The sequence below is a fragment of the Salipiger bermudensis HTCC2601 genome, from assembly GCF_000153725.1.
Taxonomy (GTDB): domain Bacteria; phylum Pseudomonadota; class Alphaproteobacteria; order Rhodobacterales; family Rhodobacteraceae; genus Salipiger; species Salipiger bermudensis.
Genome location: NZ_DS022276.1, coordinates 1,768,141 through 1,781,472 on the forward strand (window position 1 = coordinate 1,768,141; position 13,332 = coordinate 1,781,472).

At 68.0% G+C, this 13,332-nt stretch carries 14 protein-coding genes; all 14 read left to right on the plus strand.

Features of this window, described 5'->3' with window-relative positions:
* The first annotated feature begins 82 nt into the window (after positions 1-82).
* The 14 genes from hypF to R2601_RS08415 all read left to right on the plus strand — a co-directional run bounded on the left by hypF (position 83) and on the right by R2601_RS08415 (position 13,332).
* A complete protein-coding gene (gene hypF, locus R2601_RS08350) occupies positions 83-2,311 on the plus strand; it encodes a carbamoyltransferase HypF (RefSeq protein WP_007796499.1) in 2,229 nt (742 codons plus the stop codon).
* Positions 2,312-2,517: 206 nt separating this feature from the next.
* The gene (locus R2601_RS08355) at positions 2,518-3,606 is read left to right on the plus strand and encodes a hydrogenase small subunit (RefSeq protein WP_040545239.1); all 1,089 of its coding nucleotides are present in this window, start codon (positions 2,518-2,520) and stop codon (positions 3,604-3,606) included.
* 3 nt (positions 3,607-3,609) lie between these two features.
* Positions 3,610-5,403 (plus strand): nickel-dependent hydrogenase large subunit, encoded by a 1,794-nt coding sequence (locus R2601_RS08360; RefSeq protein ID WP_007796504.1) that lies wholly within the window; start codon positions 3,610-3,612, stop codon positions 5,401-5,403.
* Between the two features lie 14 nt (positions 5,404-5,417).
* Positions 5,418-5,600, plus strand: a complete 183-nt coding sequence (locus R2601_RS08365) for a hypothetical protein (protein WP_007796507.1) — start codon at positions 5,418-5,420, stop codon at positions 5,598-5,600.
* A 4-nt stretch (positions 5,601-5,604) separates the two neighbouring features.
* Entirely contained in the window at positions 5,605-6,381 is a 777-nt protein-coding gene (gene cybH, locus R2601_RS08370; RefSeq protein WP_007796510.1) for a Ni/Fe-hydrogenase, b-type cytochrome subunit, read from the plus strand.
* Between the two features lie 281 nt (positions 6,382-6,662).
* Positions 6,663-7,271, plus strand: a complete 609-nt coding sequence (locus tag R2601_RS08375; RefSeq protein WP_007796513.1) for a HyaD/HybD family hydrogenase maturation endopeptidase — start codon at positions 6,663-6,665, stop codon at positions 7,269-7,271.
* Between the two features lie 5 nt (positions 7,272-7,276).
* A complete protein-coding gene (locus tag R2601_RS08380; protein ID WP_007796517.1) occupies positions 7,277-7,597 on the plus strand; it encodes a HypC/HybG/HupF family hydrogenase formation chaperone in 321 nt (106 codons plus the stop codon).
* Positions 7,598-7,658: 61 nt separating this feature from the next.
* Positions 7,659-8,045: a thioredoxin domain-containing protein gene (locus R2601_RS08385; protein WP_007796520.1), complete on the plus strand. Its 387-nt coding sequence runs from the start codon at positions 7,659-7,661 to the stop codon at positions 8,043-8,045.
* 13 nt (positions 8,046-8,058) lie between these two features.
* Entirely contained in the window at positions 8,059-8,886 is an 828-nt protein-coding gene (locus tag R2601_RS08390) for a hydrogenase expression/formation protein (RefSeq protein ID WP_007796523.1), read from the plus strand.
* Positions 8,883-9,713, plus strand: a complete 831-nt coding sequence (gene hybE / locus R2601_RS08395; protein WP_007796527.1) for a [NiFe]-hydrogenase assembly chaperone HybE — start codon at positions 8,883-8,885, stop codon at positions 9,711-9,713. Before R2601_RS08390 ends, hybE begins: the two co-directional genes overlap by 4 nt.
* Entirely contained in the window at positions 9,713-10,606 is an 894-nt protein-coding gene (locus R2601_RS08400) for a hypothetical protein (protein ID WP_007796531.1), read from the plus strand. Before hybE ends, R2601_RS08400 begins: the two co-directional genes overlap by 1 nt.
* Positions 10,599-10,940: a hydrogenase maturation nickel metallochaperone HypA gene (gene hypA / locus R2601_RS08405; protein WP_007796534.1), complete on the plus strand. Its 342-nt coding sequence runs from the start codon at positions 10,599-10,601 to the stop codon at positions 10,938-10,940. Before R2601_RS08400 ends, hypA begins: the two co-directional genes overlap by 8 nt.
* The gene (gene hypB / locus R2601_RS08410) at positions 10,940-11,836 is read left to right on the plus strand and encodes a hydrogenase nickel incorporation protein HypB (protein WP_040544510.1); all 897 of its coding nucleotides are present in this window, start codon (positions 10,940-10,942) and stop codon (positions 11,834-11,836) included. The genes hypA and hypB overlap by 1 nt, the downstream gene beginning before the upstream one ends.
* A gap of 5 nt (positions 11,837-11,841) precedes the next feature.
* Positions 11,842-13,332: a sigma-54-dependent transcriptional regulator gene (locus R2601_RS08415; RefSeq protein WP_007796541.1), complete on the plus strand. Its 1,491-nt coding sequence runs from the start codon at positions 11,842-11,844 to the stop codon at positions 13,330-13,332.

Consider the following 13,332-nt stretch of genomic DNA (forward strand, 5'->3'; position numbering starts at 1 on the left):
CGAAGGAGGAGGGGGGCGCTGCCCCCGTCCGCGCGGGGCGCGGACTCCCCCGGGATATTTTTGGCCAGAAGAAGATGCGGGCGTGGTGAGCGGGCGGCGCATCAGGGTGCGCGGGCAGGTGCAGGGGGTGGGGTTTCGTCCCTTCGTCTGGTCGCTGGCGCAGCGCTTCGGGGTGTCCGGAGAGGTGTCAAACGATGCCGAGGGGGTGCTGATCCTCTGTGCCGGGGGCGATCTCGACGGGTTCGAGGCCGCGTTGCGGGGCGAAGCGCCGCCGCTGGCGCGGGTCGACGCGGTGGAGAGCTGTGCGGCGGAGGTGCCTGTGGGAGAGGGCTTTGCCATCGTGGCCTCCGGCGGGCCGGGGGCGGAGACGCGGGTGACGCCGGATGCGGCGAGCTGCGGTGACTGCGTGGCGGAGATCTTCGACGTGGGGCGGCGACGGGGCTACGCCTTCACCAACTGCACCAATTGCGGGCCGCGCTTCACCATCCTCACCGGGCTGCCCTATGACCGGGCGCAGACCACCATGGCGGGTTTCGTGCTGTGTGATGCGTGCCGGACTGAATACGAGGACCCGGGCGACCGGCGTTTCCATGCCCAGCCGGTGGCCTGCCCGGATTGCGGGCCGCGACTGTGGTTCGAACGTGAGGGGCGCGAGGTCGCGGGGGATGCGGTGGCGCGCGCCGCGGAGGCGCTGGGGCGCGGCGCGATCCTCGCGGTGAAGGGCCTCGGCGGATTTCATCTGTGCTGTGATGCGACGGATGCTGGCGCGGTGGCGGAGCTTCGGCGGCGCAAGCGGCGCCCGGCGAAGCCGCTGGCGCTGATGGCGTCTTTCGAAGTGCTGAAGGGCTATGCGGCTCCGGGTGTGGCCGAGCGGGCGTTGCTTGAGGAGCCGGCGGCGCCGATCGTTCTGTTGCCGAAGCAGGAGGGCGGCCTGCCCGAGGCGCTGGCGCCGGGACAGGGGGCGCTGGGCTGGATGCTGCCCTACACGCCGCTGCATCATCTGCTCTGTTCCGCTGTGGGGCGGCCCTTGGTGATGACCAGCGGCAATCTCTCGGGCGAGCCGCAGGCCATCGGCAATGCCGAGGCGCGCGAGACGCTCGGTGGCCTCGTTGACGCCTTCCTCATGCATGACCGCGACATCGCCCGGCGGCTCGACGACAGCGTCGAGCGGATCACGCCGCAGGGGCCGATGGTGCTGCGCCGGGCGCGCGGGCGGGTGCCGGGTACGCTGGCGCTGCCCGATGGCTTCCCGACGCGACAGGTGGTGGCCTATGGCGGACAGATGAAGGCGGCGATTTGCCTGGTGAAGAACGGACAGGCGCTGCTTGGACATCACCTTGGCGAGCTCGACGAGGCGCTGACATGGGAGGCCTTCCTGCAGGCGGATCGCGACTATGCGGCGCTGTTCGATCATCGTCCCGAGGCGGTGGCCTGCGACCTGCACCCGGGCTACCGCGCGAGCCAGCATGCGCAGGGGCTGGGGCTTCCTGTGGTCGAGGTGCAGCATCATCACGCCCATCTCGCGGCCTGCCTTGGCGAGAACCGCTGGCCGCTCGACGCAGGACAGGTGGCGGGGATCGTGCTCGATGGCACCGGGCTGGGCGCGGACGGAACGCTCTGGGGCGGCGAGCTGCTGCTCGGTGATTACCGGGGGGTCGAGCGGCTGGGATGGCTGCGCCCGGCGCCGCTGGTCGGTGGCGACCGGGCGGCGAGGGAGCCGTGGCGCAACGCGCTGGTGCGGCTCGATCAGGCCGGGCTGGGGGACGAGGCCGAGGCGTTTTTCGCGGCGCACCCGCTGGCGCCGCTGCGCATGGCGGCCGCGAAAGGGTTGAACGCGCCGCTCTCCTCCAGCGCCGGGCGGCTTTTTGATGCGGTGGCGGCCTGTCTCGGGATCTGCCCGGCGGTGCAGAGCTATGAGGGCGAGGCGGCAACGCGGCTCGAGGCGCTGGCCGGGGGTGCGGGCGAGGGCTATAACCTGCCCTTCGCAAAGGGCGTCTTCGACACCGCGCCGCTGTTCCGGCAGCTGGTGCAGGACGGGCGCGCTGGCGTGCCGGTGGCGCAGCGGTCGTGGCGCTTTCATGCCGGGCTGGCGGAGGCCTTCGCGGCGCAGGCGCGGGCGCTGGTCGAGAGCGGGCGGGCAGAGGCGGTGGCGCTCTCGGGGGGCTGCTTCCAGAACGCGCTGCTGCTCGATCTCACGGTCAAGGCGCTGGGCGACGTGCCGGTGCTGATTCACCGCAAGACCCCTGCCAACGATGGCAGTTTGGCGCTGGGGCAGGCGCTGGTGGCGCTCGCAAGGCTGGAAAGCCGCTGACCGGAGCCCGGCGCGGCCCGGAAAGCCCCTGACCGTGCCGTGCCCCCTCCTCTCCATCTAACATACTGTCGAGGTTCATCTTTTCGAAGCGCCCGCGAAACGGGCATCGGGCTTCCGCACACGGCGGCATACCGCGATGCTCGGTGAATGCTGCGCGACAGGGAGCGTCGGCGCAGGGATTTCGCGAATTGGAGGAGGGCGCCAGCTTGAGCCAGATCGAAACCTTCTACGAGGTCATGCGCAGCCAGGGCATCACCCGGCGCAGTTTCATGAAATACTGCTCGCTGACCGCCGCAGCGCTGGGCCTCGGCCCGGCCTTCGTCCCCAAGATCGCGCATGCGATGGAGACCAAGCCGCGCACCCCGGTGATCTGGGTGCACGGGCTGGAATGCACCTGCTGCTCCGAGAGTTTCATCCGCAGCGCGCACCCGCTCGCCAAGGATGTCGTGCTGTCGATGATCAGCCTCGATTACGACGACACTCTGATGGCGGCGGCCGGCCACCAGGCCGAGGCGGCGCTGCAGGACACCATCGACAAGTACAAGGGCAACTACATCCTCGCGGTCGAGGGCAACCCGCCGCTCAACGAGGACGGCATGTATTGCATCGTCGGTGGCAAGCCCTTCGTTGATCAGCTCAAGCACGCTGCCGAGCACGCCAAGGCGATCATCTCCTGGGGCGCCTGCGCCTCCTATGGCTGCGTGCAGGCCGCCAAGCCCAACCCGACCCGTGCCACCCCCGTTCACAAGGTCATTACCGACAAGCCGATCATCAAGGTGCCGGGCTGCCCGCCCATCGCCGAGGTGATGACCGGGGTGATCACCTACATGCTCACCTTTGACCGTCTGCCGGAACTTGATCGGCAGGGGCGGCCGGCGATGTTTTACTCTCAGCGTATCCATGACAAGTGCTATCGCCGGCCGCATTTCGATGCCGGTCAGTTCGTCGAGGCCTGGGACGACGAGAACGCGCGCAAGGGCTATTGCCTCTACAAGATGGGCTGCAAGGGGCCGACCACCTACAACGCCTGCTCGACCGTGCGCTGGAACGAGGGCGTCTCGTTCCCGATCCAGTCGGGCCATGGCTGCATCGGCTGCTCGGAAGACGGCTTCTGGGACCAGGGCAGCTTCTACAACCGCGTCACCGACCTGACTCAGTTCGGGGTCGAGGCCAATGCCGACAAGATCGGCATGGCGGCGGCCGGCGTGGTCGGCGGCGGCATTGCGCTGCACGCCGCCGTCTCGGCTCTGAAATCGGCACAGAAGAAGACCCAGTCTTCGAAAGAGGAGGTGTAACCGATGGTTATCCAGACCCCCAATGGCTACACGCTCGACAATGGCGGCCAGCGCGTGGTGATCGACCCGGTGACCCGGATCGAGGGCCACATGCGCTGCGAGGTCAACGTCAACGATGACAACATCATCACCAACGCGGTTTCGACCGGCACCATGTGGCGCGGGCTCGAGGTCATTCTCAAGGGCCGCGACCCGCGTGATGCCTGGGCCTTCACCGAGCGCATCTGCGGCGTCTGCACCGGCACCCACGCGCTGACCTCCGTGCGCGCGGTAGAGGATGCGCTCAGCATCTCGATCCCCGACAACGCCAACTCGATCCGCAACATGATGCAGCTGGCGCTGGAGATCCACGACCACGTGGTGCATTTCTACCACCTGCACGCGCTCGACTGGGTGAACCCGATCAACGCGCTCAAGGCCGACCCAAAGGCGACCTCGGAGCTGCAGCAGACCGTGGGCCCGAACCATCCGCTGTCGTCGCCGGGCTATTTCCGCGACGTGCAGAACCGGCTGAAGAAATTCGTGGAATCCGGTCAGCTGGGTCTCTTCAAGAACGGCTACTGGGACAACCCCGCCTACAAGCTGCCGCCCGAGGCGGACCTGATGGCGACGACCCACTATCTCGAGGCGCTGGATCTCCAGAAGGAGATCGTCAAGGTCCACACCATCTTCGGGGGCAAGAACCCGCATCCGAACTGGCTGGTGGGCGGCGTACCGTGCCCGATCAACATGGATGGCGTGGGCTCGGTCGGCGCGATCAACATGGAGCGGCTCAACATGGTCTCGTCGATCATCGACCAGACCCAGGAGTTCAACCGCAACGTCTATATCCCCGACGTGAAGGCGATCGGCGGCTTCTACCGCAACTGGCTCTACGGTGGCGGCCTGTCGTCGCAGGCCTGCCTCGCCTATGGCGACATCCCCGAGCATCCCAACGATTTCTCGCCCGAGCAGCTGCACCTGCCGCGCGGCGCGATCGTCAACGGCAACCTCAACGAGGTGCTCGACGTCGACGTGCGCGACCCCGAGCAGGTGCAGGAGTTCGTCGACCACTCTTGGTACACCTATGGCGAGGCCGGCAAGGGTCTGCACCCGTGGGACGGTGTCACCGAGCCGAAATACGAGCTCGGCCCCAACGCCAAGGGCACCCGGACCGACATCAAGGAGCTCGACGAGGCGGCGAAATACTCGTGGATCAAGGCGCCGCGCTGGCGCGGGCACGCGATGGAGGTGGGCCCGCTGGCGCGCTACATCGTCGGCTACGCCAAGGGTCACGAGGACATCCGCGACCAGGTCGACCGGCTGCTGTCGGACATGGACCTGCCGATGGAGGCGCTGTTCTCGACGCTGGGCCGCACCGCGGCGCGGGCGCTCGAGTCGGAGTATTGCGGCCGTCTGCAACGGCACTTCTTCGACAAGATGATGACCAACATCCGCAACGGCGACGAGTCGACCGCGAATGTCGAGAAATGGGATCCCTCGACCTGGCCCTCCGAGGCCAAGGGCGTGGGCATGACCGAGGCGCCGCGCGGCGCGCTGGGGCACTGGATCAAGATCAAGGACGGGCGCATCGAGAACTACCAATGCGTCGTGCCGACCACGTGGAACGGCTCGCCCCGCGACACCGCCGGCAATATCGGCGCCTTCGAGGCCTCGCTGATGAACACCAAGGTCGAGCGCCCCGAAGAGCCGGTCGAGATCCTGCGCACGCTGCATAGTTTCGACCCGTGCCTCGCGTGTTCGACGCACGTGATGTCGCCAGACGGCGACGAACTGGCAAACGTCAAGGTCCGCTGAGGAGGAGAGGACACATGAAAAAGGCACTCGCATTCTGGCTGGCCTCCGCCTCGGCGGCCTTCGCCCATGCCGGTCACGACGCGGCCCTGCCCGCCGACGGAGCGGCGCACTGGCTGCTCTCGCCCCTGCACGGGCTGGGCGTCCTGGCGCTGGCCGGCATCCTGTGGATGGTGCTGCGCGCCCGCCGCAAGGAGTGAGCCGATGGAGCAGAAAACCGTTCCGCCCCGCGACCCGGAGGCCGACCCGCTCTCGACCTCCCGTCTGACCGGAGACGCCACCGACCAGGACATCGAGTCGATCCGCCGGCGCACCTCGGTCTTCGTCTACGAATGGCCAGTGCGGCTGTGGCACTGGATCAACGCGGCGCTGATCATGATCCTGATCGGCACCGGCTGGCTGATCGCCTCGCCGCTGCCGTCGATGAACTTCGCCGAAGCGACGTTCCAGTTCGTCATGGGCTACAACCGTTTCATCCACTTCGCCGCCGGGCAGTTGCTGACCGTGGCCTTCGCGGCCCGGGTCTACTGGGCGCTGGTGGGCAACCATCATTCCAAGCAGCTGTTCTACGTTCCGGTGTGGAAGAAATCGTGGTGGAAAGAGGTCGTCCACGAACTGCGCTGGTATGCCTTCCTCGAGGACGTTCCGAAGAAATACGTGGGTCACAATCCGCTGGCGCAGGTGGCGATGTTCTTCTTCATGACCGTCGGCATCACCTTCATGCTTCTGACCGGCTGGGCGCTCTACGCCGAGGGCGCGGGGCAGGGCTCGCTGCCGGATCTGGCGATGGGCTGGCTCATCGCCTGGGTGCAGAACACGCAGGTGCTGCACTCGCTGCATCACCTCGGCATGTGGTTCATCATCATCTTCATGATGATCCATATCTACGCCGCGATCCGCGAGGATATCATGTCGCGCCAGTCGATGGTCTCGACGATGATCTCCGGTCACCGCACCTTCAAGGACGACCTGCCGGACTGAGGTTTCCGGTTTTGGACGACACGTGGAACGGGCCCTTGCAGGGCCCGTTTTTCTTTCTGGCATTTGTCCTTGCGGATTGTCCTATTAGTGGAAAGTATCCTTCCATAACGGAAACCGTTAGTCGCATCGATTTCAGGCTTTATGTGTTTATTTTCATAAGGATAGGTAAAGGTGACTGGCAGATGCAGAATCCCTGCCAGGCGCGGGCGGACACGATAATCTCGTTCGGGCCAGCAGGCGGAAACACGTCTTTCGCCGGGCAAGCAAGGGGAGGGGACGGCATGGCGCGCAAGGCGCTCATTCTCGGCATCGGCAACGTGCTCTGGGCGGACGAGGGATTCGGCGTGCGCTGCGTCGAGCATCTCGCGGATACGCTTTCCTTCGGAGACGACGTCAGGGTGCTCGACGGTGGCACGCAGGGGCTCTATCTGCTGCCCTTCCTCGAAGAGGCCGACCTGCTCGTGGTGTTCGACGCGGTGGATTACGGCCTCCAGCCCGGCACCATGAAGGTGGTCGAGGGCGACGAGGTGCCGCGCTTCATGGGCGCCAAGAAGATGTCGCTGCACCAGACCGGCTTCCAGGACGTGATCGCCACCGCCCAGCTGATGGATTACTGCCCCGCCGAGCTTCTGCTCGTCGGCTGCCAGCCCGAGGAGCTCGAGGATTACGGCGGCGGCTTGCGCCCGGTCGTCGCGGCGCGCATCCCCGAGGCGGTGCAGATCGCCCGCGACTGGCTGGCGGCGCGCGGCTTTCACGCCACCGATGGCCGCACCGAGACCGACGCGCTGGCCGACAGCGCCATCCGGCATCAGGCCTACGAGGCCGGTCGCCCGACCGAGGAAGAGGCCTGCCGCACCGGCGATGCCCGCTTCTTCCCGGCGGCGGAGTAGGCCCGATGTGCGTCGGCATCCCGATGCGGATCCTCTCGGTCGACGGCATCGCCGGCCGCGCCACCGGCGACGAGGGTGAGGCGCTGATCGACCTGTCGCTGGTCGGCGACGTGGCGCCTGGCACCTGGGTGCTGACCCATCTCGGCCATGCCCGCGAGGTGATCTCCGAGCAGGAGGCCGAGTTGATCGCCCGGGCCCTGCGCGGCCTGCGCAGCATCATGCAAGGGGCAGGGGCGGGTGACGCCTTTGCCGATCTCGACAACCGCAGTCCCGCCCTGCCGCCGCATCTCGAAGCGGCGCGGCTGGCGGGTAAGACAACCGCCTGAACAAGACGGCCCGAGCAAACCGGCCCGCGTACACGGCCTGAGCCGCGCCCGAGGAGGACACATGTCACACCCCCTGATCGACCGGCTGGTGAGCGAGCTCGGCTGGCCCCGTCTGAGCACAATGGCCGATGTCGCGGCCTTCACCGAGGCGCCGGGCGCCCATTGCCTCTTCGTGCCGGGCGACCCCAAGCGCAACCTCGAGAGCGCCGACGTGGCGGTGATCCTGCCCGAGTTGCGCATCGCCTTCCAGCGCGCCTTCGACTGCGCCGTGGTCGATGACGCCATCGAGACCCAGCTGCGCGAGGCGACCGGCGTGCTGAAGACGCCATCGCTGATCTTCTTCCGCGACGGGGCCTGCCTCGGCGGCATCCCCAAGGTGCGCGATTGGGACGACTACATGGCGCGCATCCCGCAGATCCTGAACGCAACCCCGGCCCCGGCGGCCTGACGGAGGACAGCAGATGGTCAACAATTTCCACATGCCGCCCGTGGGCTACGGCCCCGGCTCGCAGCCCGAGGACGAGGCCGAGCTGGAATACATGCCGCTGCCGCAGGACATGCGCACCTTCTCGGTGCACATCCCCGATGTCGAGAATAGCGGCGGGCTGGCTCCGGCGATGGACCTGCTGGCGCGGGTCGCCAACGCTGCCGACCGGGTTGCCGCCGAAGGGGGCTCCGAACGCTTCGATCTCGCGGTGCTCGACCCGGCCAACCGCCGCCTGATCGCCGAGACCATGGGCGAGGGCGAGGTGGCGATGAAGATCCGTGGCCTGCCCTCGGTGCGGGCACAGGAATCGGTCTTTGCCGGCATCTGGGTGCTGCATGGCGCGGGGCTCGACGCCATCGAGGTGGCGAGCGTCCCGCAGGATGCCCGCGCCCGCGCCTTCGAGCCGTTCCGCCCCGGCGACGCGAATGCCCCGGGCACCGGCGTGGTCAACGCGCCCGCGTTGCTGGTCGAGCTGCAGGACAAGAGCGCCGGCTACGCGGCCAGCGGCGAGCTGCACGTGGTCAACCTCACCCTGCTGCCGCATACCGAGGGCGATCTGACCTGGCTCGACGCGCGGCTGGGCGTGGGCTCCACCGACATCCTGTCGCGCGGCTACGGCAATTGCCGGGTCACGGCGACGGCGCTGCCGCATGTCTGGCGGGTGCAGTTCTACAACTCGATGGACCAACTCATCCTCGACACGTTCGAGGTTACCGACATGCCCGAGGTCGCCATTGCCGCGGCCGAGGACCTGAGCGACAGCGCCGAGCGCCTGCGTGAAGTGCTGGAGGCGATCACATGAGCTTCGAGGGCAGCTATCTCGGCGCCAATGACCGGATCTCGGATCAGGCGATCATGGAATGCAAGATCTGCTGGACGCCCTACGATCCGGCCGAGGGCGACGACACGCGGCAGGTCGAGCCCGGCACGCCATTCCACGCCCTGCCGGAGGACTGGTCCTGCCCGAACTGCTCGGGGCCCAAGGAGCAGTTCATGGTGCTCGAGGATCCTGGCGCGGCGGACCTGCTCGAGGCTACCCGCATCCGCGAGGTCACCGACCGGCTGGTGGCGGATTTCCGGGAGGTCTACAACGCCAAGATGCGCGACGTGCCGATCGTCAACAAGGCGCTGCAGGTCGAGGCGATCGATTTCCGCAAGCACGGCGACTGGCTGCTCGGCGTGCTGGTCAGCCCGTGGTTCATGAACCTCGTGGCTCTGCCTGATGCCGGGCAGGACTGGTCCGGGCTGCGTGCCGGCGACAAGGAGGTGATTTCCTTCCCGTCCGGCGACTACGAGTTCATCCACAACAGCCGCGAGCTGACGGGGGGCTACAAGGCCTGCTCTCTGTTCTCGCCGATGCACGAATTCACCCGCCAGAAGGATGCCACCGATGTCGCCCGCGCGGTGATGGTGGCGCTGTTCCAGGAGGAGCACCGCGCCGAGACCGACCGCGCCGCCGAGATCCGGGCCTCCCGCGAGGCCGAGCTGGCCGCGGCCGAAGAGGGCGCGCAAGAGGCTGTGCAGGAGATCGGGGAGGCGGCGCTCGACGCGGCCCCCTCGCGCCGCACGGTGATCACCGGCGGTCTGTCGCACGACGTGCAGGACACGCAGGAACAGGGCGCAGGCTGATGCTGGACACGCGCCCCGCACCCAGGCTTGTCGCCCAGCCCGCCCCCGGTCTCCCGGTCGCGCGGCTGGTGCTCGGCAAGCCGCTCGACGAGGTCGAGGCGCTTCTCCCCCGCCTCTTCAACCTCTGTCGCGGGGCGCAGGCGGCGGCGGTCTCAGCCGCTCTTGGACGGGCCGATGACGGGACCGCCGCCGCCGAAATCGCGCGGGACGTGCTGCGCGACCACCTCCTCAAGCTTCACGCCAGCTGGCCGGCGCTGCTGGGCCTTGCGCCGCGGGCGCTGCCCGACGACTGGCGCGGAGGGGGCCACGGGCTTCTCGCGGCGCTCTTCGGTCCTGACGCCGAAGCGCCCGCGACCCCGGCAGCGTTCGACGTCTTTCTCGCGAGCAACCGCCCTGCAGCGGTGCCGCTGGCCTGCATTGCGCAGCGCTTTGCCCCCGGCGAGGCGGTGTCCGAGGGCCTGCCCGCGCCGGATGGCCAGACGCTCTGGCGGCGCGGGGCCTGCGAGAACTCGGTCGCAGCGCGCCACCTTTCGCACCCGGTGATGCGGGCGCTCGAGACCAGTCACGGGCGCGGCCCGCTCTGGCGCGCCGCGGCCCGGCTCTACGATATCGAGGCGGCGGCGCTCGGCCGGCTGCCGGCGCTCGAGGTCGCGAAGGGCCGGGCGCTTGTGCCGGCGGCGCGCGGGACCTATGCCATTCACATGCAAGTGGAAAACGGCCACGTCACCGGCTTCGACCGGGTCACGCCCACCGATGCGCTGCTGGCGCAGGGCGGCATTCTCGCGCGCAGCCTCGCGACTTTGCCGGCAGAAAAGACCAGCCTTGGCGCGCTGCTGCTTGACATTCTCGACCCGTGCAGCCCGGTGCGGCTGCGGGAGGTGATCGATGCATGAGATGTCGCTCTGCGAAGGCATCCGCCGGGTTGTCGACCAGGCCGCCGCCGCGCCCGAGATCAATCGCGTCACCCGCGTGCGGCTCGAGATCGGCCGTTTCGCCGGGGTCGAGAAGCCGGCGCTGGAGTTCGCCTGGGAGGTCGTGATGCGCGGCTCCAAGGCCGAGGGCGCGGCGCTCGAGATGATCGACCTGCCGGGCCGCGCGCTCTGCTATGACTGCATGGAGACGGTGGAGATCGACCACCGGCTCGATCCCTGCCCGACCTGCGGCGGCGGAAAGCTGATGCCCGACGGGGGCGACGAGATGAGAATCAAGGATATGGAGGTCATCTGATGTGCACGGTTTGCGGCTGCAGCGGCAGCACGGTCGAAGGGCATTCGCACGATCACGGCGCGGGGCATACGCACGACCACGGGCATGATCATGCCCATGCCCATGCCCATGGCGATGGCCACCACCATCACCACCATGACCACGGCCATCACCATCATCACGGCGCCCATGGCGACATTCATTTCGGCACAGGCGCCGCCGGCGTGGCAGTTGGCAACATGAGCCAGGAACGGCTGATCGAGATCGAGACCGGCATCCTGTCGGAAAACGACCGCTACGCCGCGGCCAATCGCGCCCGGCTCGCGGGGCAGGGCGTATTTTCCGTCAACCTCGTCTCCTCGCCGGGCTCGGGCAAGACCACGCTGCTCTGCGCCACCATCCGCGCGATGGGGGGCGATGTCGCCGTCATCGAGGGCGACCAGCAGACCAGCAACGATGCCGACCGCATCCGCGAGACCGGGGCGCCTGCGGTTCAGGTCAACACCGGCAAGGGCTGCCATCTCGACGGCCACATGGTCGGCCACGCGCTCGACCACCTGCATCTGCATGACGATGCGACGCTGTTCATCGAGAACGTCGGCAACCTTGTCTGCCCCGCCGCCTTCGACCTTGGCGAAGATGCCAAGGTGGCGATCCTGTCGGTCACCGAGGGCGAGGACAAGCCGCTGAAATACCCCGACATGTTCACCGCGGCGCGCATCGCGCTGCTGAACAAGGTCGATCTTGCGCCGCATTGCGATGTCGATCTCGAGCTCTACGAGGCCAATCTGCGCCGGGTGAACCCCACCATCGAGGTGATCCGGGTCTCGGCCCGCACCGGCGAGGGGCTCGAGCAGTGGATCGGCTGGCTGCGCAGCGAGGCGGCGGCCAAGCGTCTCGCGCAGGCGGCGGAGTAACGCGTATGTCCGACGGCACGCTTCCCACCGTTCTGGTCGTCGATGACGAGCCGTTCTCGGTCGCCTCCATGCGTATGGCGCTGGAGGACGATTTCAACGTGCTTGAAGCCACCGACGCGGAGGCGGCGTGGCGCCTGCTCGAGGAGAACTGGGTGCAGGTGGTGGTCTCGGACCAGCGCATGCCGGGGCGCACCGGGGTCGAGCTGCTCTCGGACGTGCGCGACCGCTGGCCCGAGACGGTGCGCATTATCGTCACCGGTTATACCGAGAGCTCGGACATGATCGACGCCATCAACAAGGCGGGGATCTACCAGTTCATCACCAAGCCGTGGCATCCCGAGCAGTTCCTGATGGCGGTGCGAAACGCCGCGCGGCTCTTCGAGCTGAGCCGCGAGCACGAGCGCATGAGCCTCGAGATGCGCTACCTCGGCAACACCGCGACGCAGAAGATGCAGGCCCGGCGTCAGCAGGCGCAGGAGGCGGCGGGGTTCGACAAGGTGCTGCGCGGCACCGGCAGCCCTCTGAACCCGACCATCGCGCTGGCGCGGCAATATGCCAGCTTCGAGGTGCCGGTGCTGATCACCGGCGAGGCGGGCACGGGCAAGGGTGATCTGGCCCGCGCCATGCACTACGGCTCGCTGCGCGCCGACCGGCCGTTCTACAAGCTCAATTGCGCCGGCATGTCCGACGAGGTGCTGGCCGCCGAGCTCTTCGGGGCCAAGCGCGGCGCGGTTCCGGGCGCGGTGCAGGCCCGGGCGGGACTGTTGCAGAAGGCCGACCGAGGCACGCTTTTCCTCAACGGTGTCGATGCGCTCAGCCCGGCGATGCAGCTGCAGCTCCTGCACCTCGTGACCGAGGGCAGTTTTCAGCCGGTGGGCGGGCACGAGACCCTGCAAAGCGGCGCGCGGCTGCTCTTCGGCACCCATCGCGACCTGCGGGCGATGATCCAGCGCGGCCAGTTCCGCAGCGACCTGTTCTTCGAGATGGCGGTGACCGAGCTGGCGATCCCGGCGCTGCGCAGCCGCGTCCCCGACATCCCGCTGCTGGCCGAGCGCATGTTGCACGAGGCGGCCGAGCTGCACGGCAAGCCGGTGCGCGGCATCGCCCGCCCGGCGCTGGCCTTCCTCGAGAGCTATGACTGGCCGGGCAACCTGCCCGAGCTGCGCAACGAGGTGACCCGGATGCTGATCCTCGCGCAGGACATGACGCTGGGGCCGGAGCTGATCTCGCGCCACATCCTGCAGGCGGGCAAACACGGCGAGCGCGCCGAGGGGGCCGAGCTGCCGGCGAGCGGCACCGATCTGTGCACGCTGGAAGGCACCCTGAAGGAGCGCGTCGAGCTGATGGAGATGCGCATCCTCGGCGAGACGCTGACCCGGCTGAAATGGAACAAGTCGAAGGCGGCGGCAGAGCTCGGTCTCAGCCGCGTCGGGCTTCGGGCAAAGCTGGACCGCTACGGCATCGAGCCGCACGCATCCGTATCGGAGGAGGACTGA